At 41.3% G+C, this 26,039-nt stretch carries 18 protein-coding genes and 1 tRNA gene; 11 read left to right on the top strand and 8 right to left on the bottom strand.

Annotation, left to right across the window (positions count from 1 at the left end):
• Positions 1-3 precede the first annotated feature (3 nt).
• Positions 4-585, bottom strand: a complete 582-nt coding sequence (locus QT327_RS24225) for a hypothetical protein (protein ID WP_289554186.1) — start codon at positions 583-585, stop codon at positions 4-6.
• 180 nt (positions 586-765) lie between these two features.
• Between QT327_RS24225 and QT327_RS24220 the strand changes: the two genes are divergently transcribed.
• Positions 766-839 (top strand) — tRNA-Pro (locus tag QT327_RS24220).
• Positions 840-1,067: 228 nt separating this feature from the next.
• On the opposite strand, the gene QT327_RS24215 is transcribed toward QT327_RS24220, so the two are convergent.
• From QT327_RS24215 to QT327_RS24200, 4 genes are all read right to left on the bottom strand, one after another.
• Complete coding sequence (locus tag QT327_RS24215; RefSeq protein WP_289554185.1) at positions 1,068-2,576, bottom strand: choice-of-anchor I family protein; 1,509 nt, start codon at positions 2,574-2,576, stop codon at positions 1,068-1,070.
• Between the two features lie 171 nt (positions 2,577-2,747).
• Positions 2,748-4,268, bottom strand: coding sequence for a RagB/SusD family nutrient uptake outer membrane protein (locus QT327_RS24210; RefSeq protein WP_130854659.1), 1,521 nt, complete (start codon positions 4,266-4,268; stop codon positions 2,748-2,750).
• A 10-nt stretch (positions 4,269-4,278) separates the two neighbouring features.
• Positions 4,279-7,578, bottom strand: a complete 3,300-nt coding sequence (locus QT327_RS24205; RefSeq protein WP_289554184.1) for a SusC/RagA family TonB-linked outer membrane protein — start codon at positions 7,576-7,578, stop codon at positions 4,279-4,281.
• Positions 7,579-7,749: 171 nt separating this feature from the next.
• Entirely contained in the window at positions 7,750-8,322 is a 573-nt protein-coding gene (locus tag QT327_RS24200) for a 4'-phosphopantetheinyl transferase family protein (protein ID WP_013664553.1), read from the bottom strand.
• A 41-nt stretch (positions 8,323-8,363) separates the two neighbouring features.
• Between QT327_RS24200 and QT327_RS24195 the strand changes: the two genes are divergently transcribed.
• The gene (locus tag QT327_RS24195; protein ID WP_130854661.1) at positions 8,364-9,662 is read left to right on the top strand and encodes a cytochrome P450; all 1,299 of its coding nucleotides are present in this window, start codon (positions 8,364-8,366) and stop codon (positions 9,660-9,662) included.
• Between the two features lie 44 nt (positions 9,663-9,706).
• On the top strand, positions 9,707-11,638 hold the full coding sequence (locus QT327_RS24190) for a non-ribosomal peptide synthetase (protein WP_289554183.1): 1,932 nt from the start codon (positions 9,707-9,709) through the stop codon (positions 11,636-11,638).
• A gap of 2 nt (positions 11,639-11,640) precedes the next feature.
• Here QT327_RS24190 and QT327_RS24185 read toward each other — a convergent pair whose 3' ends face one another.
• Entirely contained in the window at positions 11,641-12,495 is an 855-nt protein-coding gene (locus tag QT327_RS24185; RefSeq protein WP_130854663.1) for a lysophospholipid acyltransferase family protein, read from the bottom strand.
• Between the two features lie 104 nt (positions 12,496-12,599).
• Positions 12,600-13,169, bottom strand: coding sequence for a peptide deformylase (gene def / locus QT327_RS24180; protein WP_130854664.1), 570 nt, complete (start codon positions 13,167-13,169; stop codon positions 12,600-12,602).
• A 120-nt stretch (positions 13,170-13,289) separates the two neighbouring features.
• Between def and QT327_RS24175 the strand changes: the two genes are divergently transcribed.
• From QT327_RS24175 to QT327_RS24140, 8 genes are all read left to right on the top strand, one after another.
• Positions 13,290-14,120 (top strand): helix-turn-helix domain-containing protein, encoded by an 831-nt coding sequence (locus QT327_RS24175; protein ID WP_289554182.1) that lies wholly within the window; start codon positions 13,290-13,292, stop codon positions 14,118-14,120.
• A 179-nt stretch (positions 14,121-14,299) separates the two neighbouring features.
• Positions 14,300-15,340 carry a fatty acid desaturase family protein gene (locus tag QT327_RS24170; protein WP_242627113.1) on the top strand — a complete coding sequence of 347 codons (1,041 nt, stop codon included), beginning with the start codon at positions 14,300-14,302 and terminating at the stop codon, positions 15,338-15,340.
• Positions 15,341-15,350: 10 nt separating this feature from the next.
• Positions 15,351-16,343 carry an SMP-30/gluconolactonase/LRE family protein gene (locus QT327_RS24165; RefSeq protein ID WP_130854667.1) on the top strand — a complete coding sequence of 331 codons (993 nt, stop codon included), beginning with the start codon at positions 15,351-15,353 and terminating at the stop codon, positions 16,341-16,343.
• Between the two features lie 38 nt (positions 16,344-16,381).
• Positions 16,382-17,890, top strand: coding sequence for an alpha,alpha-trehalase TreF (treF, locus tag QT327_RS24160; protein ID WP_256377671.1), 1,509 nt, complete (start codon positions 16,382-16,384; stop codon positions 17,888-17,890).
• A gap of 39 nt (positions 17,891-17,929) precedes the next feature.
• Entirely contained in the window at positions 17,930-19,276 is a 1,347-nt protein-coding gene (locus QT327_RS24155) for a deoxyguanosinetriphosphate triphosphohydrolase (RefSeq protein ID WP_013664544.1), read from the top strand.
• 287 nt (positions 19,277-19,563) lie between these two features.
• Entirely contained in the window at positions 19,564-20,994 is a 1,431-nt protein-coding gene (gene rlmD, locus QT327_RS24150) for a 23S rRNA (uracil(1939)-C(5))-methyltransferase RlmD (protein WP_130854669.1), read from the top strand.
• Positions 20,995-21,059: 65 nt separating this feature from the next.
• Complete coding sequence (locus QT327_RS24145; protein ID WP_013664542.1) at positions 21,060-21,476, top strand: hypothetical protein; 417 nt, start codon at positions 21,060-21,062, stop codon at positions 21,474-21,476.
• Between the two features lie 851 nt (positions 21,477-22,327).
• Positions 22,328-24,835: a TonB-dependent receptor gene (locus QT327_RS24140; protein WP_130854670.1), complete on the top strand. Its 2,508-nt coding sequence runs from the start codon at positions 22,328-22,330 to the stop codon at positions 24,833-24,835.
• A gap of 99 nt (positions 24,836-24,934) precedes the next feature.
• Here QT327_RS24140 and QT327_RS24135 read toward each other — a convergent pair whose 3' ends face one another.
• Complete coding sequence (locus tag QT327_RS24135) at positions 24,935-26,032, bottom strand: DUF2891 domain-containing protein (protein ID WP_130854671.1); 1,098 nt, start codon at positions 26,030-26,032, stop codon at positions 24,935-24,937.
• Positions 26,033-26,039 lie beyond the last annotated feature (7 nt).

Genomic DNA, 26,039 nt, shown 5'->3' with positions numbered 1-26,039 from the left:
TCGCTAATTGAAGAGAACATGTACGTTCTCCTGTTCATTACCATTAATTGACTTTATTTTACCTGCACGATGTTCACCATCAAATCGATCGTAATAATCAATTTCAACCAAGCCGATCGATTTTAATTTTCCTTTTTTTTCATTTCCACTGAATTGATCGTAATAGGTGACAGGTTGATGGCCGATCGATTTTATTTTGCCCTGAAATATGCCGTCAAAGCGGCCATAATAGTCGATTTGTATATCACCTATTTGTTTTACTTTTCCCCTTTTGGCTTCGTCATCGAAATTGTCGTAATAATCTATATGAACATTTCCGATTGATTTCATTTTTCCTATCTTTTCTTTGTTATCAAATTGATCATAATAATCGAAAGATACGGTCTCCTCCTCCACATGATTCCAAGTATTGATAAGCTGGCCATTTCCGTTTAGATCAACCTGCAATTCGGGATAGAATACGCGAATGTAGGCAATGCCATTGCTTGGATTCAGACGAACAGCGAGTTGAGGTTTTGTTTGGGCGATCGTCGATCGAACAAAAGCAACGAAACAAATCAGTATAATATAGATGGGTTTTCTCATAGATAGCTTTTTTTATTAGAGGTTTTCGGGTTGTCAAGGTTTAAATATGCTTGCAAATTCTTAGCATATGTAAACTTGTTGAACTGGCTAGGCCATAAGAGAACAGACTTTGCTAGACACTGTTTTTTTTAGACTATTGACAGATTTAGATCATTTCTCTAAGTTTGTTCTGTGAGTATTCGGGATGTAGCGCAGGCCGGTAGCGCGCTTCGTTCGGGACGAAGAGGTCGCAGGTTCGAATCCTGTCATCCCGACGGCCAAAAGGTGCTTGCAGAGCAAAGTTCGAGGTTCATTTACTAGATTCAAGCTTATTTGAAAACACGGTAAATGGATCTTGGACTAAGTAGAGGGGACGAAAGCTTTTTGGATATTCTCCCTCTTAAGAATCACTGAGTTAAGTGAGATAATCTTATCAATGCTGCATGCGAGAAAAAGAATAAGGCCTTCGTTTTGATCGGAAGGCCTCCGAGTTGAAAATTATTCTATATAGTATTAGGCGTATATACTTTTAGCACGCCATCTTCTTCACTACTCACTATTAACAAACTTTTCTTCGTTGGGCTGTCGGCCGCGGAAATGAATAAAACACCTTCCGGTGCGTCACCGGTTTTAAAGATTTGTAAAAAAGTTGGCGCGCTCGGATTCGTTACATCATAAACAGCAATGGCGTCAGCCCTTTCCATACCGATGAAAGCAATATCCTTATTTCCCACCCTTCCAAGGGTGATACCTTCAGGTTCTACGCCTTTATCATCGCTGCGGTCGTCATCGTAATAGCCAGCAGCATTAGCTTTTACCTCCAATTCGTTTTTACTATCGTAGACCATTTCGCCGGTCGTGCCATTCCATACACTAAAAGAACGTGCACCCAAAGAATAAAGGGCTTCGTATAAGCCATCCTTGTTGCTATCTCCCAAGGTAGTAGTAACATTCAAACGACCAAGTTGCGCATCCTGTTTAAGCTCCTGCTCGTTTGGAAATACAGCAGGATCGAGACTCATATTTTTTATTCGTTTGAGTTCTTCTATTGCATCGTATTCCCGCGCGTCGCCTTCATTAACCGTAAATAAAAATGGAATGCTTCCCGTCTGCAACACAGCAATGGCGTCGGGCATGTAGATTCCTTTCACCGGCCAGGGCTTAAACGCGACAGTACCATCTTCATTGGACGGGTCTATTGCGTTTGCTTCAACATTGTAATCTTTAAAACCTAAGGGGAATATATTCGTGGCCGTTTTAGTCGCCAAATCAATTTTGGCAATGGCATTGTTTTCTTGTAAGGTCACCCAAGCCGTTTTTGAGTCCGGTGAAATGGTGATGTATTCTGGTTCTATGTCTTGCGCAAAAGAAGCCCCGGGACCGAAAATGCGAAATCCTTTTTGTTGCAAAGCCGCTTGCTCCGATTCAAAACGGCTAAAATCTACATTGACAACCTGATAATTATCCTTCACACTAACAATAGACACCGAACCGACGGGATCAAGGCTATAATCGGAATTGGGTTCACCTTCGTTAGCTGTAAGAATATAATTGCCATCAGGGCTGAATGTCACCATATCAGGCAAAGGGCCGGTGCTTACGGTTTTTATTTCTGAATAATCGTTGGTATTATATACCGTTACCCTTCCGGGTTGTTGTTTGTCGGGCGATTCAATGGCCGCAGCCAACAAACCGTTCTTTACGGAAACACTATTTACCGCGCCGCTGTTAGTTGGAATAGAATGAATGATAGTCATCTTGGAAGGGTCAGCTATATCAATGACATCAATCTTATTTGTTTCGCTATTGTTTACAACAAATAATCGTTGCATTGAAGGGTCATAGGCACTGATTTCTGCTGCGCCCGTATCGCCGATATCCAAAGTCCCGATTTCGGTAAATGAAGCAGGGTCTTCTTGCTGACCGGGCTCGTTTCCATTTGCATCGTCATCTTTCGAACAGGCATTTAGTATTACGATGAGAACAAAAGGCAGTAAATGTTTAAATTTCATAATTGTATCAAGGCTTTATTAAAACTAGGCAAGAGTAAAGAAGAGAGATGAACCTATTGTTAACATAGCGTTGCTAAATTGTTGCGACAAGTAAAACGGCTGATAAATGGAGAAGTCTCCTATGCTTCTTAGGGAAAACAAGGAGACTTCTTTTAAGATGGGTCAATGCGTTTAGTAACCAGGGTTTTGATACATTTTTTCCGGATCCAGTTGATATTCATCATAAGGAATTGGAAAATACCGGTCTTTGGTACCGATGTTATTCAAATTAGCCAAACCGTAATCACTTTGGTTTTTGGATTTAAAATAAGCAACTAGTTCTTCGGCAGTATAATTTCGGATCAAATCGAACCAGCGATGGTTTTCAAAAGCCAGTTCTACACGACGTTCGTGCAGAATGGCTTCTTTTAAGGTTGGATACTTTGTGGCATAAGCCGTATTTCGCATGGCCTCCTGATAGGAAGGCATGCCAGCGCGTGCTCTAACCTGATTCAATAAAACGATCGCTTCGCTATCTTTACCTAATTTCATTTTAGCCTCCGCCAGTAATAACATGATGTCGGCATAGCGGATCACGATCCAATCATTTCCACCCCAGCCTTGTGCACCAGCTGCCGGACTGGTATCTCTAAATTTAGTAATAAACCAATCGCTTACTTGCGGATCCGCAGCGAATTTCACAGAGAAGTCTTTTCTGAGGTCGCCTTGTTCGTAGTCATTCACTAAATCACGTTTAGCCATACCTCCCGATCCTGTAGATGGTTTTAAGGAGTTGATGGTCTCTCCTTTTGCTTGATTATTGCGTGCAATAGCAGAGGAATAATTTTGATCACCTTGTAGGTATTGAATCTGGAAGACCAACTCCTTACAGGTGTTTTTCTTATTTACATCAAATACATCGGTATAGGGAATCTCTTGTAATTCGCCAAAACTGCGCATGTTGTAGGCCGCCGAAAGATAAGCCTCTGCCTGTTGAAGATTTGCTTGCGGATTTTCGCTCAAGGTAGATCCCATAGTTAAGTAGACTTGGCCAAGCAGCGCATTGATAGCCGCTTTGGAAACCCTTCCAACGGCGTAATCCCATTGCTCATTGGGCAAGTTGCTGTCCAAAGCCTCGGTTAGGTCTTTTATAATCTGTCCATATACTATACGTTCCTCTTGTCGATAGGCAATTGCCGATACTTCATCCGTTGTTGTAGGAGGAACTGTTGTTAAAGGAATAGCACCCCATTTCCGCACCATATGGAAATATAGAAGTGCGCGGATAAATTTAGCTTCGGCCATATAGCGTTTTTTGGTGTCTTCATTTGAAAAAGACACTCCATCAATATGAGCCAGTAAGGTATTGCATCGGGCAATTCCATCATACATGTTTACCCAATGCGTTTTTAGATAAGAATTGCTCGGGAGCAAGGAAAAATCATTGAACTGAAAAGGTTCGCCCGAGTTGGACTGATTATCGTTAGTTCCGGTATTATCTGAACGTTGTTCACTATAGAGGCTGCTGGTTTCCCCAATGGTATTTCCACTGCGGAGCGCCTGGTATAAACCATTAACAGCCAATAATACATCGTTCTCTGTTTTAAAATAGTCATCTATTAATGTTGCATTCGGATCTTTTTGATCCAGAAAGTCTTTACTGCAAGAGCCTAATGTCATGATCGCAATAGGCAAGATATATTTCCACTTCATGGTGTGCTATTTAAAAAGTTACTTTTAATCCCAAGTTATAAGAGCGAACCAACGGATATAGGCCATAATCTACTCCAGGTGTTAGGTTGGTGGCATTTTTACCGTTATTATAATCAGGCTCCGGATTATAACCTTTGTAATCCGTAATCGTAAATGGATTATCTACACTGGCAAAGAATCGAGCACCGGATATTTTTAAAGAAGAAATCCATCTCTCCGGGAAGGTAAAGCCAACCATGATATTGGTCATTCTCAAGTACGATCCGTCTTGCAGATAGAAATCAGATAAACGCGTGCTATTACTCTGGGTGCCTGCTCTGGATGCTCGGTATACCTTTCCGTTGCCGGGACTTGCTGCTGAACGCCAGCGTTGATCAACATCGGCATATTGATTACCGGATCCCTCCATATTATAGAGGTAATAATCATAGCCATCAAGAATTTTATTTCCCTGAGAGCCATTAAAAGACGCCCTTAAGTCGAATTTTTTATAACGTGCACTAATAGCAAAACCATAAGTGAAGTCGGGATAAGGACTACCGATAATCTGTTTATCACTATCGTTGACGATACCATCACCGTTGATGTCTTCAAAGTAAAGATCGCCCGGATGCATCGGATTCGATTGAGCCGCAGAAGGAGCCACCTGTTGGTAATTTTCCTCGTTCGCTACACCGAGTACTTTGAACCCCCAGAACATACCAACGGGCTGACCCTCCTGGGTAACGTGGGTGATATAAGAACGTTCGGCACCGTTCACATAGATGGTAGAAGCTCCTCCTAAATCCAACACCTTATTCCGGTTTACGTTAATGTTTCCGCTGAACGAAAGATTAAAATCCTGTTTTTGAATGAGTGCGGCATCAACCTGAAAATCAAAACCCTTGTTCTGCACCTTACTGTCTTTCAAATTGGTTAAGATAGAAGAGGTTCCTGATACTGCCGAAATGGGTTGATTAAATAGCAGGTTATACGAGCGACTTAGGTAAACGTTTGCTAAGAAGTTCACTCGGCCATTCAGAATGCCCACATCCAAGCCGGCATTATATTGCGAAGTAGACTCCCAACTCAAGTTCGGGTCCTTTAAATCGTCGGGCCAATAAGCTGTTGCCACTTGACCGCCTATAATCGCCCCTCCCGGCGCATTATAAGCCGTTAAGGCTTCGTAGTCGCCAATGTTATTATTTCCACTCAAGCCCCAGCTTGCTCTAACTTTTACCGACGACCCCATACCTAACCAGTCATTATAAAAGTCTTCGTTCGAGAGTGTCCAACCTCCCGATACAGATGGAAAATAGCCCCATTTATTATTAGGACCAAAACGAGAAGAACCATCTGCACGGAAAGTTCCCTGTAAAAAGTATTTCGACTTATAGTTGTAACTTACCCGGCTGAAATAGGATTGTAGTGTAGTACGTTGTTTATAAGCCTTTTCTAACCAAAAGTTTGTTGGTGCGGCTCCTTTATCCGTGATTTCACCAATGGCATCGCTTTGAAAACCATTAGCCCTTACCGAAGTGAAATCTACATCTGTTTGCTGTGCGGAATAACCGATCAACGCGTCGAGGTTATGATCGCCGAAAGATCTTTTATAATTTAAGGTCGCTTCTCCCAGTATATCCAGATCGCCTTGGTTATCTGCCTGTGCATAGGCCGCATTAATGGCCTGTGGCGAATATGGAGCATAGTTACCATCGCTTAGGCTGGTCGGTTTATAATAATCGTATTTTTCGTTATACGTTGTTACGCCACCATTTACTCTTAGCCGAAGACCCTCGATAATGTCAAAATTAGCAAAGGCATTATACAAAGACCGGCGCTCCTTGCGATTATCTTTCACCATGGAAACATAAGCAAGTGGATTTTCAGGATTCTGAATACCATAATTTTGCGCAGAAAGTTCTGCCATCTGGTATTGAATGGGATTACCCTTTTCATCCCGCGCCGGAAGGTAAGGCAGGTAAAGCAGGGCTGCCATGGACGGACTTTGGTTGTAACGACCGGTACCAACTTCATTGTTATCATTATAAGTAAAGGCAATATTCGCTCCTACTTGTAATCTTTTGCTGATCTGTGCATCAATATTACTGCGAAAGTTGAAGAGCGTTTGGTCGGTACCAAGCATAATGCCATCTTGCTTTTGATAAGATCCGCTGACATAATAATGAACTTTTTCGCTACCTCCGTAAAACGATAAATTATGTCGTTGAAAAGGCGCATTGCGATAGAGTTCGTCCTGCCAATCGGTATCGTATTGAGGCGCTTTGGCCTTTCCTGTTGAAAAATCATATATATCGGCAGGAATCTGTACGGATCCTGCATTTCCAACTAGTTTCACCCGCGTAGCATTATCATCCAATAGCATATTGTCTGACCAGGTTTTACCCGAGTTGATTACCAAGTCTTTATAGGCGTTGTTACGTCCATCGATCAATAAGTCAATGAACTGAGAGGCATTTAGGAGGTCTACTTTCTTTGAAAGTTGACCAAAGCCGGCTTGCACATCGTAATCAACATGACTGGTGCCTTCTTTTCCTCTCTTAGTCGTAATCAAAATAACACCACCGGCTCCGCGGGATCCATAAATAGCGGCAGAGGCAGCATCTTTAAGTACGTCTATGGATTCAATGTCGTTGGGATTAATGTTGATATTGTTGCCGGCAGGATATCCATCAATGACATATAAAGGATCCGAGCTGGCATTGATAGACCCAATACCTCTTACTCTGATCCGAGTACTGTTATAGGGTGCTCCACTGGTTTGGGAAACCTGCACACCGGCCAATTTACCTACTAACGCTTGGCCAAGCTTTGGCGCTGTTAGGTTTAATTCGTCACTCTTCACGCTCGAAATCGCACCCGTTACATCCGATTTCCTGACCCGTTGATAACCAATGGAAACAGTCACTTCTTCCAATTCATTGGCACTGGCATTCAAACTTACTATTAACGGAGTATTTCCTTCTTCTACAAGAACTTCTTTGGTTTCGTAGCCAATATAGGTAAAAACCAAAGTTGCCCCTACCGGTGCATTCAAAGAAAAATTACCGCTACCATCCGTTGTTGTACCGTTTGAAGATTTGTTTTTCTCTCTTATGCTTACCCCGGGAATAGGCACTTGCCGATCATCAGTAACGGTTCCTTTTACGGTTTGCTGCATTGCTTCAACCGGTTGCTTTTCTTTTAACGACCTCCCTGTCATTGCCATGGAAGGACTCGCAGCGAGACTGCAAAGTAGCATAAGCCCTGCTTTAGTAGGCAAAGGTCCTCGCTTCTTTAGTAGACTGCTAAATCGTTTTTGTAAATACATATCAAATTGCGTTGTACATTAAGTTAGGTGTAGTTTTTACACTTACGCAGGCAAAGTTGATGTTTAGGTGTTATATTGATGTTAGGTGTATATTAAGTTAAGGCTGTTGCTTTTCTTTTTTAACATGGAAAGATTGCGGCCGCAAAAAAGAGGATATAATTACGGAAGCATTTACCGTATTAAGGAGCATTTGGCGGCGTAGTATTCAGGAAGCACCTCTATTTCCTGCAAGAGGAAGGCATAATCTGCAAAAGTTCCTTTGTTCGCTGAGTCCCATATTATGTCTTGACAATAATTCATATCACCCCAGCCAAACATTTTGAGGACTGCTTCCTGGTGCACCCAAGCCTTTATCCAATTTTCGACACCGGTGAAGAAAAGTAGTTTTTTATTAAGGTGTATTTCGGGGATGATAGGCGAACGGGCTTGGCGATGCTCAATATCAAGCCCCAAGGAATGATCACCTAAACCTACTAACACCATTCCGCAGGCATGTGCTATAGAAATATGTAAATTTCTATCCCTAAAATAGGGTTTCCCCTCAGCGGTATACATAATATCCTGAATTTGGCACTGACTGTCAATTTTACGTAATAAATCTGACAACAATTTGAGTCCTAGTAGCGACTCCAGTTTTCTGTCCGTATTTTTAGTTTTAAATATCAAATGATTTGACGGGAAAAATCGGCTATAGGGGAGTAATATTTCCCTGTCGTATTCATGAATATGTGCATATTTTTCCATAAGGCTTCGTAAAAATAAGCTTTTAAATTAAACGGTAGATCATGGACCTGCTAACAGATAAAAATATTCCTTTTGGTCCCAAAGAGGCATCGGAAGTCGAGGAAGGGCCTCAGGCCTTATCGAACATCTTGAATTTATTTCATCAATACGGCGATATATATAAGATTTACTCTGAAAGACGGAATAATTATACCTATGTAATTTCTGATCCTGAAATGGTGAAGCATGTTTTGATCACCAATAACAGAAATTACGAAAAAGGCGTCGGCATAGACCGAGTAAAGATCTTATTGGGCAATGGGATCATGGTAAGTGAAGGCGATTATTGGAAAAGACAGCGACGGATGATACAACCCGCATTTCACAAACGAGTGATAGCCAAACTGACTGATGATATTGCGCAAGCCAACGAAACGATGTTATCGAACTGGTTGACCGGCAACAAAGAGATAAACCTAACGGCAGAATTGAGTTCGGTAACTTTGCGCATCGTACTACAGGCATTGTTTTCAGTTGATTTTCAACAATTGGAAAAACGCGAAGGAGTAAATCCCTTTGCGCTGCTTACCGAAGTTCACGAACGTAATCTCGTATTTGCCATGAAATTTAGGGCTTTGGCGAAAACCATTCAAGAGATTATCAATCTTCGACGCAAGGAACGTCGGGTTGAAGAGGATTTTCTTTCGATGATTATGGAAGCTAAAAATGACGAAGGGCAAGGAATGTCTGATAGGGAAATTATAGATGAAATGATGACCTTAATTGTTGCCGGTCACGAGACGACAGCCAGTGCGTTGACCTGGGCTTGGTACTTATTACATAAGCATCCGGAGGTTTATGCGAGAGCGAAACAGGAAGCCTTGCAAGTGCGAAACGTCCATTTGCGATTTCATCATTTAGAGCAGCTACCCTATATTAGGCAGGTTATTGAGGAAACCATGCGACTTTATCCACCCGGGTGGCTTCTTACCAGACGCGCTATGCAGGACGATGTCATTGGTGGATATCATGTGCCTCCGAAAACCGATATATTCATATCTCCATATGTTATCCACCGACATCCTAGGTATTGGGAACAACCGGACCTATTTAATCCCGAACGCTTTGATGCTTCTTACCGAAGGGAAAGACATCGCTTTGAGTATTTTCCTTTTTCGGGGGGGCCACGTCAATGTATTGGCGATTTTTTTGCTCTGGTAGAGATGCAGTTGCATCTCGCCTTGATTCTTCGCACTACAGATATGGAGATTTTGGTGGATGAGCCAATAAGCATGGAAGCTCAAATAAATTTAAGACCTGATAAGCCCCTCTTTGCCCGATTGATAAACCCAAGGAACTAATGCCGGAGCTATTATCATTCCCTGTTGAAATAGAATTTTTTTAAATGAAGACACTTGTAGATACGATTATAAGTAATAAAGAACCAAATGCACGTATACACTTTATCCGAGGTGCAGAGGAAGAGTTTGCCCTGTCATATGAAACATTAAAGCAGCGGGCATTGGGCTTACGCGCCTTTTTGCACGGCCAGGGTGTGACCCAAGGCGATGAGATCATCTTATTGAGCCAACGGAATGAGGCATTCATAGAGGGTTTTTGGGCCGCCATATTGGGCGGTAATCCGGCCATTCCGCTTGCTTTCGGAATTTCCGATGAACATAAATGGAAACTCTTTCGGATATGGCAACAATTGCAGTCCCCGTGGTTACTCTTAGATGCAACACAAAAGGAACGATTGGAAAAATTTGTTGCTCTAAATGGTTTGAACGGCCTTTGGCAAAGTGTTCAGAAGAAAAGTATTGTGATTGAAGAAATACCGCCCTTAATTGTCGCTGACGACTTTATTGCTGTAGAAGAAACTGATACGGCAATTATTCAGTTTTCATCTGGCACAACCAGCTCGCCTAAGGGGATTGTTCTAAGCCACAAAAATATATTAACCAATATTCGTGGGATTATCAAGGGCATGGCGATGACGGAGGCGGATAGTACATTTAGTTGGATGCCGCTCACACACGATATGGGACTTATCGGTTTTCATCTAACCCCTTTCGTGCAGGGTGTAGATCAGTATTTAATGCCCACGGATTTATTTATCAGAAGACCGTGGCTGTGGTTTCAGAAAATCAGTCAAGTGCGTAGTACCGTTACTTGCTCTCCGAACTTTGGTTATCAACATTATTTGAGTGCTTTGGAGAGAAACCAATCACAAGATGCCTTAGCCCTCAATCACGTTCGTCTAATATTTAATGGTGCAGAGCCCATTGCGGTCCCTTTAGTGCAGCAATTTTTAAAAAAAATGCAGATTTATGGACTTAACGATACGGCGATGTTCACCGTTTACGGATTGGCTGAAGCGAGCTTGGCTGTCGCTTTTCCCGAACCGGGTAAACGTTTTCGTTATGTAACGCTTGATCGAGAGCGGCTGCAAATGAATACACAAGTGCAATATACAGAGAATGGCGTTTCATTTGCTGTCGAGGGAAAGCCTATTGCCGGTTGTTTTGTTCGAATTGTAGGGCCCGATCAGTCAATTCTGTCGGCTAATCATATTGGTAAAATCGAGATAAAAGGCGAGAACGTAACGAAAGGTTATTTGAAGCAGGAAGAGCTCAATCGCGAAGTTTTCCACGAAGATTGGCTAGATACGGGAGATTTGGGCTTTCTTACGACCGATGGGGAGTTGGTCGTTACGGGAAGATGGAAGGACATTATCTTCGTAAATGGACAGAACTATTATCCTCATGACCTTGAGCAAATATTACAAAGCAAAGGCGTAACGGGAACAGGGAGAGTCGCTGTAACTAGTGTGAGGGGAGAGGGTGAGGAACGGGATAAAATATTGGTTTTTATACTATATAAGGGGAGGCTGCCGGATTTTGTTCCGATCATCAATGCTGTAAAGGGAGTGGTAAGTGAGCAACTTGGAATTGAAGTGCAGGAGGTGCTTCCGATAAACCAATTACCGAAAACGACGAGCGGAAAAATTCAACGATACCAATTAAGTAGTAGATATCAACAGGGGGATTTTAATCAGGTGATTCAAGAGCTTTTAGAATTGAGCGCTATGGATGACGAAGGCCAACAGGGAGTGAGCACAATAGAGAAAACCTTAAAAGGAATTTGTGACGGACTATTAGCCAATAAACGAATCGACTTAGATGAAAATATTTTCGAAATTGGTACCACTTCATTGGTGCTTGCACAGATTCACCAGCAGATCGAAGAGATTTACCCGGGGAAAGTGGAAGTGACCGACTTTTTTGATTATCCAACTATTCGGCAACTAGCAAGCTATATAAATGGGAAAAAATGACACTATTCGTAAGCGCCGCGCGCATACTTCCATCTTTTATGCGTCCATAGCCAATTATCGGGATGCTCTTTAAGGAGCTCCTCAACCTTCTCGATATAGGTTGGCATGATTTCCTTTTTGAGATAGTCATAAGGAGGTTCGGCTATTTTCTCTATGGAAACAGTGTACCGGCCTCTTCCAATTTTGCGTGTTCTCAGGAAGAAGACCGGAAGCTTGGTAAACTTGGGCAGCGATTCCGCTCCCGGGTAAAAAGCGGTTTCTTGCTGCAAAAAATGCGCCCAATACTTGTCTGTTACATGTTGAGGGGGGCGTTGATCTGCCACCATGGCAATAATCCGCTTCTTTTTGATTCGCTTGATAAGTGTCGGTAAGGCCTCGTCTTTCGGGATAGGTAAACCGCCAAAGCGGCTTCGTATGGCAAGCAACAGCGATTCTACCCGCTTATTGTTAACAGGCATGTATATGGCATCGATGGGCGTTTCAAAGGCAAGGCAACCGGATAAAAGTACCCACTCCCAATTGAATTGATGAGCTGTTAAGACGATAACCGATTTATCTTGATCAAGATATTCACGAATGCTTGCGGTGTTTCTAAAATCGACACGCTTTCTAAGTTGGGCCTCGGAAAGATTAGACGCTTTTAGCGTTTCTACTAGCCAGTCAGCCATGTGTTTATAAAATTTCCTCGCAATCTTGCTTAGTTCTTTCCGTTCTTTATCCGGGAATGCTTTGGAAAGGTTGTCGAATACTACCTTGCGACGATATTTGACTATACTGAACGCGATAAAGGCTAAGCAATCAGATAAAAGATATAGTACCGAAAGCGGTAGTTTTTTAAGGATATTCAAAAGAAACATATGCGCTCAGAATTTAGAAGGAAGCTCCTTACACCCATAATTTTTGTTGAAATTAGGGTAAATACCAATACCTTCGGTAAGGGAATCGTCATAAAACACCGATGTTAATAACGCATGGGATAGCCGGGATTTATGCGACCATTTCGGATTTTGTTCAATTTTTTATTTATCATTAGTTTCTGCAATTCGCTTAGATAGTCAATCGGTAATTTTCCAAGTATATGGTCATATTCATGTTGTATGATTCGTGCCGTTCTGCCATAAAAATAATCGGTATGTAGTTGAAAGTTTTCATCCAAATAGGTCATTTTAATCCAAGAGAATCTTTTTACGGGGAAGCTAATGCCAGGTATACTCAGACAACCCTCCTCATCCAGTTCCATTTCGTCGGAATGGGCCATGATTTTCGGATTGATAAAAGCTTGCCGTATGCCTGGGTAGTCTTTTTGCGCCATATCCTCGGTATTAACGCTGGAAAAGCTAATTCGACTATCGACTACAAAAAGTTGTATGTTTTCATTGACTTGTGGAGCTGCCAAGCCTACACCCGCGGCATTATCCAGGGTTTGCCAGAGATTTTTTATGAAAGAGTTTAAATCCGGATATGATGGGGAAACAGTTAGACAGGCTTTTCTTAAGTTTGTAGCCCCATATGCTAAAATTGGTAATATCATCTTTTTCTTTACAAAATTACTTGGGTTGGCCGCATAGTGATAGTAAAAAATAGACAGTTCTCAGATCGTACACTATGGATAGTTTTAAAGGAAAACCAGTATCTTTGTAGCGATATGCCCGTGGAGTTACTTAGACATATAACTTACAGCAATCAAAGGGAGGCATTTAAAAAACTACTCCCATCTGCCGATTTAACTAAATTTATCGATTCCTATGTTATCTTCGAGTCGATAAATTTGGAGAATTGTGTAGCGCTAAGTGATGGCGTGCCCACGCTGGTATTTCTTTCCAATCCGGATATAAACGTAACGTTCACCAACAAAGAAAGTTCGATAAATATAGTTGGAGCATGGTGCTGCGGTCAAAACTTAAAACAGGTAAAAATCACTTGTGATAGGCAGATCGATCAACTATTAATCATCCGCTTTCAGGCCGATGCCTTACAGCAACTCGATGCAAAAACCAATAACAATCTTCGAGGAGCAAAAGCCTTCCCTTTAGATTCTTTATTCGGTAAACCGGCCAAAAACCTATTGGATCTCATGTATACAACGAGCGATATCCGGGCTAAAATTGGATTTTTTGAACAGTTTATTAGAAGGCATTTAACTATGAAGCATGGACAAAATGGTATTTTGAGAGAAGCCATGAAATATATCGGCATGCATCATGGTAATATTTCAATACAGGAAGTATCGAAGCGGGTGGGAACAAATTATAAATGGTTAGAGCGGAACTTTCTTCAATGTATTGGGATAAGTCCAAAGGAATATGCGCGGACACAGCGTATTTTACGAACATGCAACTATTTTGAGGAAGGAGAGGATAAGCTCTTATCAATCGCACTTAAAAGTGGCTTTTATGATGAGAATCATTTGTTGAAAGATTTTAAGAATTTTTTTGGTGAGAGTCCGTCGTCTTATTGGAAGAGGAATAGAAAAGAAAGCTGAGTCTTGCTTATGTAAAAATAAAAATCGCTAGAAATTAGCTAGAACTAAATCGTCTCATTTTTGTAGTGAGATAGAATCAATGAACATTTTTGTCGAACCAAGCGATTACTTTGAGAAATATGGAAAAACTTATAAAACCTACATTTAAAAAAGCTTCAGCTGACGATTTTTTTAAAAAAATGCAGAAAGAAGTACATGAAAACATTCTTAAAAATCCGCGTATACAAACAGGAAATATTATAAAGTCCTTTTTTCTATTATTTGGTTTTTTAGGAAGTTATGTAGGGATATTGGTTTTTGGCCATACCAAAGGAGGTCTTTTTTTCTTCTATATATTAGCGGGTATGTTTATGATTGTATTATTTGTAAATGCCTTTCACGATGCCGCTCATAATGCTGTCTTCAGAAACCCTAAATACAACAAATGGTTTACCAACGTGCTCGAACTTTTCGGCAGCAATAGCTTTATCTGGAAAAAGAGGCATCTGGTTTTACACCATCCTTATGCGAATATACAACACTGGGATATCGATATTAAACAGAGTGACTTAGCACGTATATTCCCATCCAGCCCGTTTTTTAACTATCATAAATATCAACATATTTATATGTTTTTATTATATCCCTTTTACACCCTTAATTGGCTTTTTATAAGAGATTTTAAAGATTTTTTCGGAACGAAGGACAATTACTTAAAACGGGTAGTTACCATCCCGAAAATTGAATATATCAAATTATTTGCCTGTAAGATTTTTAACCTGTTTTATTTGCTGTTTGTGCCGATGCTGGTTTTACAGCAACCATGGTATATGATTTTGTTGGCCTGGTTTGTGATGCACTTATCGGGAAGCGCATTAGGTGTTATAGCGTTGCTATCAACCCATGTTGATGAACACGCACACTTTCCGATGCCTCCCGAAGACGGGAAAATGCAAACAACGTGGGCGGAGCATCAGATGCGTGTAACAAAGGATTTTAGTGCCGATAGTATGTTGGCCAATTTCCTCTTTGGCGGCTTTACGCACCACGTAGCCCATCACCTGTTTCCAGGGGTTGCGCACACCTATTATCCTTATATCACGCGGGTAATTCGTAGATATGCAGCTGAATATGGTTTGCCTTATCACTGTTACCCGTTCTGGAAGGCGATAGCATCGCATTTCCGGCTGTTACAAAAAAACGGAAGAGAAGAAAACTTATTTAGGACAGGGGAGTTATAGAAGAAACCACATGCTAAAATTTTTCACCATAATAGCGCTTACAGGATTGTTCTCTTGCGGCAACGATGTTAAAAATCGACCTACTAAGAATATAGAAGCCAATATCGAAAGAATCCATACGGATCTGGACAAATTAATTAATGTCGGGGCTGATTTGGAGATCATTGCTGAAGGGTTCACATGGGTGGAAGGGCCTTTGTGGGTAGAAGAAGCGGCAATGCTTTTGTTTTCCGATATTCCACCCAATAAGGTTTTTAAATGGACGGAACAAGGGGGCTTAGCATTATATTTGGAACCTTCCGGATATACAAGTAACAGGGCAAGAGGAGGAGAAGTCGGATCAAATGGCTTGCTATTGGACCGGCGGGGAAATTTAGTTCTTTGCCAGCATGGTGATCGGCGGATAGCCCGTATGGACGCTTTATTAAGTCATCCCGAAGCTAAATATACCACGCTCGCCGCCAAATGGAAGGGGAAAAAATTGAACAGCCCGAATGATATTGTAGAGCGAAGTAACGGAGATTTATTCTTTACTGACCCGCCTTATGGATTGAATGATCAACATATTGAACAACAGGAGTTGGATTTCTGCGGGGTCTATAAACTAGATACGATGGGTCGCTTAAGCTTGTTGATCGACAGCATCCACAGGCCTAACGGAATCGCTTTTAGCCCCAATGAAAATAGGTTATATGTCGGTAATTCGGACAATCAAAAGCCGATGCTCTATGCTTTTGACATTACTCCCGATGATTCCCTGAAGTCGGCCGGGATTGTTTTCGATTTTAGCAAATTTGGTGGCGGGCCCGATGGCTTTAAAGTAGATAAAAATGGAAATATTTTCGCTAGCGGCCCTGGAGGAATTTGGATCTTCAACAGTTCGTATGAATTGATAGGAAAAATACATATAAAGCAACGTGTTTCCAATTGCTGCTTAGCGGACAATGATAAAACCCTGTACATTACAGCTAGTAATCAGGTATTGCGTTTGCGCATGCGTTAAGATAAAGTAATAGCAAGTCACATCGGAAGGAGCAAAAAATAACGGGCATGTCCATCACAGAACATTGTTTAACTCCAGATCAAATTTATGGCGATTTGTTTAAGGAAGTCCAGTTGCAACGGATATTCGCCGATAATAAAACATTCGTAGACGCTATTCCGAAAGAAACACCGGAAGTGATTTTACAACGCTTTCGAATTCAGAGGCAGATAAAAGACTTTTCATTAATCGATTTTGTAAAAGCAAATTTTGAACTCCCACAGCCTCACGACGTTCAGTATTACAGTGATGCGAATACCCCAATTGTTGAGCATATAGAAAAATTATGGTCGGTTCTGAGAAGAGAACCCGATAAAGTGATTCCCGGAAATTCATTGTTGCCACTTCCCTTTCCCTATATCGTTCCCGGTGGCCGTTTCAATGAGATCTACTACTGGGACTCCTATTTTACCATGCTAGGCTTACAAGAAAGTGGCGAGTATGAGATGATTGAAAATATGGTAAAGAATTTCGCTTTTATGATCGACCGCTATGGACACATTCCAAATGGCAATAGAAGTTACTTTTTAAGCCGATCCCAGCCACCCTATTTTTCACTTATGCTGGATTTATTGGCAGAAATAAAAGGCGGAGCAGTGTACCGGGATTACCTCGGAACTTTGTTAAAAGAATATGCTTATTGGATGGACAAAACCCAAAAGGCCAAACATGTAGTGGAAATGTCGGATGGGCAATTCTTAAATCGGTATTATGACCAGTTAAATATTGCCCGTCAAGAGTCGTACTATGAAGACGCTCATTTAACTGTTGTTGCGGAAAAGAAAGATTCCCGTTTATTTCGCGACATCCGCTCGGGTGCCGAAAGCGGTTGGGATTTCAGTTCGAGATGGATGGTAGATGGCAAAGACCTGCACACCATTGAGACAACGAGAATTATACCCATCGACTTGAACTGTCTTTTGTATCATCTGGAAAGGACGATTGAAAAGAGTTATAAACTTTTGGGCGATAAAGGTAAGGCAATCAAATATAAACGGATTGCTAAATATAGAAAGCAAGCTATTCATCAGTATTGCTATAATAAACGCGACGGTTGGTATTATGATTATAATATTCGGACTGATTCCTTGTCAAAAGAAACTACAATTGCAGGTTTTACGCCCTTCTTTATTGGTATTGCACCGCAAAAAGGAATAAAGAAAGCGGTCGAGATGATTCGTAAAAATTTTCTAAAGAGTGGCGGAATTATCACGTCGCTCAAAATCTCAGGCCAACAGTGGGATGCACCCAACGGTTGGGCGCCCTTGCAATGGATGGTAGTAAAAGGTTTGCAAAATTATCGTCAATTTGATTTGGCTTCAAATGTCGCCAAACGATGGATCGCATTAAATACCAAAGTTTACCAACAAACAGGAAAGATGATGGAGAAATATAACGTGATTGATGCCCATGTAGAGGCTGGAGGTGGAGAATATCCTGCTCAGGATGGTTTTGGTTGGAGTAATGGGGTGCTGCTTAAATTTATAAAGATGTACGGAGAGTTTTGATTAAACAATTAAGCCTTATCTTTGTGGCAAACTTGAAGAATGGACTGGAAACAACTACTTTCTGCAAAACGCTGGGGATACGAACATCGGGAAATAAAAAATCAAGATATCGCGAGATCGGAATTCCAACGAGATTATGATCGATTGATCTTTTCTTCGCCCTTTAGGCGTCTTCAGAACAAAACACAAGTGTTTCCTTTACCAGGAAGTGTTTTTGTCCATAACCGGCTGACACATAGTTTAGAAGTCGCCAGTGTTGGACGATCACTGGGCAGAATTTTCTATACCAAAAAGAAAGAAGTGTTTTCAGCGCTGGATGAACAGTACCCTTATTTACAAGAAATAGGAAATATCGTTTCCAGCGCCTGCTTAGCACATGATATGGGAAATCCTGCCTTTGGGCATTCGGGAGAAGCGGCTATTTCTCATTATTTTTTAAGTGGAGATGGCTTGAAGTATAAAGAGCAAGTAACAGCTGCTGAATGGCAAGACCTCACTCACTTTGAGGGAAACGCAAATGCATTGCGCATTTTAACGCATCAATTTAACGGGAAAGAAGCCGGCGGCTTTGCATTAACCTATAGTACTTTAGCGGCAATTGTAAAGTATCCATGTGCAGCGATTGATGGAAACGTTAAAGGAAGAGGCCTCCATCGAAAAAAATATGGATATTTTCAACCTGAAAAAGAATCGTTTATTAAAATAGCCAAAGAACTTGGTATGGAACAAGATGAATCCTGCCAAGAAGTGTATAAACGTCATCCTTTGGTTTATCTGGTAGAGGCTGCTGACGATATTTGCTATAATATCATTGATGTTGAGGACGCTCATCGGTTAGGCATACTCTCTGCTGTCGAAGTGGAAGAATTGTTGATTCCGTTAACAAATGACGGAAATATAAAAAAGCGGCTGGCAGATATAAATGATGTTGATAGTCGCGTGAGCTTGTTAAGAGCAAAAGCTATTAGCACCTTGATCCAGGAATGTTCTCATGTCTTTTTTGCAAAAGAGCACGAAGTTTTGTCCGGTAATTTTGAATCCTCTTTGATCGACAATATTTCGAGTCACTTGAAAGAGGTTATGAAAACCATTGAACGAATTTCAATTGATAAAATTTATAACGCACCGGCGGTTGTGCAAATTGAGGTTGCAGGTTATAAGGTAATGAGCGGTTTACTGGAAGAGTTTGTACCCGCTTATCTCAACCACGCCTCATCTTACGACAAGAAAGTGGCCGCGCTGATTCCTAACCAATATAAACGGGAAGAAAGATCTACCTACGGAAAAATACGATCGGTATTAGATTTTGTTTCCAGTATGACAGATTTATACGCAGTAGAACTATTTCGAAAAATAAAAGGGATTTCTTTTCCGTCGCTCGATTAAACATCACCCGCGGTTTTACCCGTGTGCTAAGCGCAGAACCGTTTTGGTTTTTGGTATAAAAAACATACATTTATATCAAAATTCATTTCTATGCGCCGTGAGCTCCTTCATTTTTCGATGATGATAGAAAGTCGCTTCGATAAAAGCGCGGTAAAAAAGAAGGGATTCTTCTTCCTCTTCAAGCGTTTTTTCTTCTGTCGTTAATAAAAACGATGAAGTATCTTTAAGAGACCCGCTTCATATTTCCGTTCGCGAATAACGAGCATTTTACCTAATTTTGCATCCTCATGAAAAAAAAGATTCCACAGGACAAAAAGCTGCTCGAGAATATTGAAGTTATCGACATAGCGGAAGAAGGAAAGGGCGTTGGGAAGACCGATGACTTAGTAATTTTTATAGAAAAAGCGATTCCCGGAGATGTAGTTGATGTTGAGCTTATCCGTAAAAAGAAAAATTTTGCAGAGGCGAAGATCACAAAGGTCAAACAGGCTTCAAAACATAGACTCGACGCTTTCTGTGCGCATTTCGGAGTGTGCGGTGGTTGCAAGTGGCAACATATGGACTATAGGGCACAACTAGTGTATAAACAAAAGAGTGTCGATAATGCTTTAAGCCGAATAGGCAAGATAGACACCTCCTCTATGGAAGAAATTTTGCCCTCGGCTCATACGGTATACTACAGAAACAAACTGGAGTATACTTTTTCAAATAAGCGCTGGTTAACGACGGAAGATATCGCAAGCGGAAAGGAACACGAGATGAGTGCTTTAGGTTTTCATGTTCCGCTACGATTCGACAAAATTCTGGGAATAGAACATTGCTATTTGCAGAAAGATCCGTCTAACGCCATTAGAAATGAACTTAAACAGTTAACAATCGAAAAGGGGATTAGCTATTATGATCTTCGAAATCATGAGGGGGCGCTCCGGAATCTGATGATTCGTACTTCAACTACGGGCGACTTAATGGTTGTGGTGGTTTTTGCTTACCCGACGCAAGAACAAATTGTGCAAGTAATGGAATTTTTGAAGGAACGGTTTCCGGAGATTAGCTCCTTGCAGTATATCATTAATCAGAAAAAAAACGATACGATTTTCGACCAGGAGATTATTACCTACGCGGGAAAAGACCATATTTTTGAAGAAATGTCCTTACCGAACCGTTCCGTGCGATTACGGTTTAAAATCGGAGCTAAATCTTTTTATCAGACAAATTCAGAACAGGCATATGAGCTTTATCGTATAACCAAAGAGTTTGCGAACTTAAAGGGCCATGAATTGGTATACGATTTATACACAGGTGCCGGAACCATCGCCAATTTCGTTGCATTGGATGTTAAACAGGTAATCGGAATAGAATATGTACCATCGGCTATTGAAGATGCAAAATTGAATTCATCGATCAACGGCATTGAGAATACCTTGTTTTTCGCGGGGGATATGAAAGACGTGCTGACTCCCGAATTTACGGCAACCCATGGAAAACCGGACTTGATCATTACCGATCCGCCGCGGGCAGGGATGCATCCGGATGTGATAGCAAGGCTGCTAGAACTGGAGGCTCCGAGAATTGTATATGTTAGCTGTAACGCGGCAACGCAGGCAAGAGATTTAGCTTTGTTAAATGAGAAATACCTGGTAAAACGAATTAAACCGGTTGACATGTTTCCTCATACGCAGCATGTGGAAAATGTAGTTTTATTGGAGAAGAAGAAGTAATATGCTTTAAGTTCTACGTTTTAAGACTTATAACGTACTACGTAAAACTTATAACGGTAAAGAAAATGAATTTAGAAGAATTATTATCCGCACAAGCCGGTGACGATGGACAGGCTCCGAAAAAAGATAGTCCCTTAAAGAGCTTGCGCGTTGATTTGAACTTTTATAAAGATTCAATTAAGGAAGTTGCTATCGAGATTATGGCGGAAGGGCTCTCTCAATATCCTATTTTTATCGCTCATCAACATGAGGTCAATCTGGGCGAACTCATATTAGATAGAAACGAACTCGGCACGCAATGGACTATCCAAGCATCCACCTTGGAAGAGTTTGTAGAGAAGGGAGTCATTCTTAAATCGCGAAAGGAACATTTTATAAAGACCTATAAAAAGCCTGAAGATTTCATGTGTCTTTTCGTTATTGTACCCGAAGGTGCAAATTTTGTCTTTTATCCTTATAAGGGAGAAGAAGTTAAAAGCTAAAAGTATATCGTTTAAAATGCATAAAGGTCGGAGAATCACAAAGGCCTTAATAAGGATAAAAACCAGATAATCAGTGATTTATATTTTGCTGTATGTTGTGGTGGTTGTATTAAAAGAACGTTTATTTTAATCATTTTTTGTCGCTTTGGCTTGATCCAAACCGACGCAAAGATCAAGGCTATGGATGCTACCTTGCACCTGATGGCAAAGCATCACTGGCGCGTATTGGAGCCGTTTCACTTCTTCAATCCGCTTGGGTATTACAATATGAACCTATGTACAAATGCTTTGCTGCTCGTTGCGTCGATATCCTCCAAGGCCATGTAAGCACTTCGGAACGGTTTTGCAAGGGGCCTCGATGGGCCGGAAAGAACGGCCTCACAGCGTGAGCGTTAAGAAGATTTAGGATAGCCAAGGCAAAAAAATCATGTGAAAAGCGAAGCGTGGATTGAAGGGAGGGGCGGCTCCACATGATTTGATCGATGAACCTAAATCTTTAGCGAAGGATGTGCAGCCTTGATTGTTTGGTTCTTTATGATCAAGCATAAAGAACATATATTAAGTTCACTGAAGGTAATTCCTGGGACTAAATTCAGATTGGTGAAAGCAAAAAAATAATTCGTAAATTTGCCCGTACATCACTAAAGGGGTGCCTTGTTTTTTTAAAACACAAATCAGGGCTGAGATTATACCCATCAGAAAAAGGAAGCGACAAGCTGTACTTTTCTGAACACCTGATCCGGATAATGCCGGCGTAGGGAGGGAAGAATTACCAAATGAGGTTATATTTTATTTAAGTGTAGTAATTAACTGTTGTAACCCCTATCAACGGTAAGGCGAATTAAAAATATATGTATATTGTGAAAAAGAGAGGCTTGCTTTTTATCTTGGCCGCATTTAGTCCGATGTTCTTATGGGCGCAGACCAATCTATCCGTGAAAGTAGTCGATAAAGACGAAAACAAACCACTTGGTGGTGCCAGTGTTTCTGTAGTAGGGTCTTTAGCAAACGGGCAAACCAACCGGCAAGGTAATATCTTGTTTAAGAATCTAAAAGACGGAAGCTATACGATCCGTATAAGTTATGTTGGTTATAAGCCCGTTGAAAAGAAATTGGTTTTACCATCGACTGAAGAATTTATTGTGTCATTGAGCCAACAGGAGTTTATAGCCGATGAAGTTATTGTTAATGCCACTCGAGCTAATGCAAATGCGGCAACAACGTATAAGAATCTTAACCGTCAGGATATCGCAAAGAATAATTTAGGGCAAGATTTGCCGTACTTGCTTGATCAAACACCCGGTGTTGTCACTTACTCAGACGCGGGTGCAGGCGTTGGTTATACAGGAATGCGTATCCGAGGAAGCGACCCTACGCGGGTAAATGTGACGGTCAATGGAATTCCTTATAATGATGCAGAAAGTATGGGGTCTTTTTTTGTGAATCTTCCCGACTTTGCGTCCTCTGTGGACAATATACAGATTCAGCGTGGTGTTGGTTCTTCTACGAATGGAGCGGGCGCCTTCGGTGCCAGTGTCAATATACAAACGAATACACGGGTTGATACATCCTATGCCGAATTAGATAACTCTTACGGATCATTCAATACCTGGAAAAATACCGTGCGAATTGGTACAGGGCTAATCAATAATAAGTTCACTTTTGATGGTCGTCTGTCTCGCATTAAGTCGGACGGTTTCGTTGATCGTGGTGCGTCTGATCTTAAGTCTTTCTTTTTAAGCGGTGCTTGGTATGGAAAAAAAAGCTTGTTAAGAGCCAATGTCTTTTCCGGGAAGGAAAAAACCTATCAAGCGTGGAACGGTGTGCCTGAAGAAAAGCTTTTTGGAACGGCCGCTGATATAGAGGCCTATATATCAGCAAATGGGTTAATTGGAGAAGATGCAGAGAATATAAGAAACGCAGATCCCCGTCGCTATAATTCTTTCTTATATAAAAATCAAAACGACAATTATCAGCAGGATCATTACCAACTTTTATACTCTACGAGTGTATCGGATAAACTTAATTTAAATGGCGCTTTACATTACACGAGAGGGCGTGGTTATTACGAAGAATATAAAACAGGCGCTGCATACGAAGACTATGGTTTAGCCCCCGTAGCGGTTGGAGATAGTACTATTTCTTCAACAGACCTGGTACGGGAAAGATGGTTGTCCAACCATTTTTACGGGATAACGTATTCCGGGCAATATAAAGCCAGCGACCAGCTTAATCTAACCCTTGGCGGGGCTTATAATGAATATAAAGGAGATCATTATGGAGACATCACATGGTCTAGAAACCCCTTGTTTGAACGTGCAGCTCATGAGATTGATAAGGGCGCATTTGATACGCGTTATCGGTATTACTTTAATGATGCCAAGAAAACAGACTTTAATATATTCGCAAAAGGGGAATATCAAATGGCAAACTTTTCACTTTTTGCAGATGTGCAATACAGGCGTGTCACCTATTCTTTCCTAGGTTTTGATAGAAATCTGAATAACGTGCAACAAGAAGCGGACCTCAATTTCTTTAACCCAAAAGTAGGTATGACTTATCGATTTGCCAACAATAGCCAAGCGTATCTTTCTTATGCCGTTGGCAATAAAGAGCCTGTGCGGGATGACTATGAAAACTCCACACCGGATAGTAGGCCAAAAGCAGAGCGTATGCAAGATATCGAGTTGGGCTATCGCTTGTCAACCGCTCACGTTAATATGGGAATCAATGGCTATGCGATGCTATATAAGAATCAGCTTATTCTAACAGGACAGATTAACGATGTTGGCGCCCAAACACGCATGAATGTCCCCGATAGCTATCGCCTGGGATTGGAAGCCGATGTGAAATGGCAGCCTATCCGTACCTTCTCTTGGGCATTGACCGGTGCTTTAAGTAGCAACAAAATCAAGGACTTTTACGAATACATTAATATTTATGACGCTGATTGGAATGTGTCAGATCAACAGGTAAATCATTACGAACGTACAACGATTGCGCTTTCACCCTCTTTCGTTGGATCAAGCGAATTGGCTTTCGTACCGGTAAAAAACGGAGAAATTGCGTTTATCTCTAAATATGTATCAAGACAATACCTCGACAATACCTCGAATGTTGATCGAAGTTTAGATGCCTTTTTTGTCAATAATTTACGATTGTCCTATCAATTGAAATTTAAAAGCGTAAAGAATATCGGGTTATCCTTATTAGTTAATAATATCTTCAATGAAAAATATGAGTCGAATGGTTATACCTATAGTTCTATTTATCAAGGAGATCCGGCGGTTTATACATCAAATTTCTACTTCCCGCAAGCAGGAACGAACTTTCTATTGGGACTTAATGTAAAATTTTAAGGACGGGAAGGTTTGAGGTAAAAGGTGTAAAGAATACGGTGTAGGGGCAAGGCTTTAAGCATACGGTGCCTTAATGCCTTGCCCTAAACCCTTACCTTCTTACTGTATGGTTAAAGCATAGACGGCGAAAGAAGCCAGCCAATGCTCGCCCATGTAATCTCCGCTAGCGACATGTGGTAAAGCGGCTGTAAGGTGTTTCTTTGCCAGATTAATTAAAGCCGCCTTGTTTTTACGACTGTGGTGGGCAATACCGTATAGACACCAGGCACGACTTAAATTCAAACCATCTAGATGCACCAACTTACCATCGGTTCTGTCTGTTACGGTTCCGGGTGTGAGGGTTGCCGGACCGTTAAATAAATCAGGTAAAAACCGCTCGATCCAGGAAGCATAGTCTTTTGCGGGGAGTATACGCCACATTAAATCGGCCTCCTCTAAACAAGGACTCAGAAAATCTGAGCCACCCGGTTCGTAATTGATTGGACATCCCGTGTCTTTTTTGTAGAAGCGTAGCGCGGTTTCCCGAACAATATGAAGCAAAGAATCATTTTTTGTTTCCATTCCATAGTCATAGGCCAAAGTCAGCCCAAAAGCCAGATTGCTATGTTCACCCACGCGTACCGCATAATTCATCTTGGGTAAGTAATTTATATACAAGCGAACGAGTTGCTGTGCCAAGGGCTCAAGGTTTTTACTTAGTTCTTTTCCTAAGGGATCGTTCCACGATAACAGCTCTTTTTGCAGCTGTAGGAGCCATGCCCATCCATAGGTCCTTTCAAAGCCCCGCTGCTGCTCATCTTTAAAAATTTCGACTTCCGTTAATATATTGTCTGCACTTAGGTTGGTACGAAGTTTAGTTCGAATCTCTGCTGCCTCCGGGAGATGAGGGAAAAGTTTGAGCAATCTTACCAACATCCAATGACCGTGTACACTGCTATGCCAATCGAAGCAACCATAAAATGCCGGATGGTAATTTCTGGGCCTTGTTATTAAGGAGGTGTCCGAAAAGGTGACACTCGTTTTGTAAGGAAATTCTTGCTGCATACATTTCAGCGGTAGCTTAGCTAGGTGGGAGGCACCGGCTACATTGAGAACATACTTCCCTTGAGCTTCACTATAGAGTTTTTCTTGGGCATGCGATAAGGAATAGAGACCATATAGCAAGAAAAGTGAAAGGATAAAGGTTTTATTTATCATTGTGAAC

This window comes from Olivibacter sp. 47, from assembly GCF_030372825.1.
GTDB lineage: Bacteria > Bacteroidota > Bacteroidia > Sphingobacteriales > Sphingobacteriaceae > Olivibacter > Olivibacter oleidegradans.
Note: the sequence above shows the minus strand (reverse complement) of the source record. Positions and strands in the feature narration are given on the sequence as shown.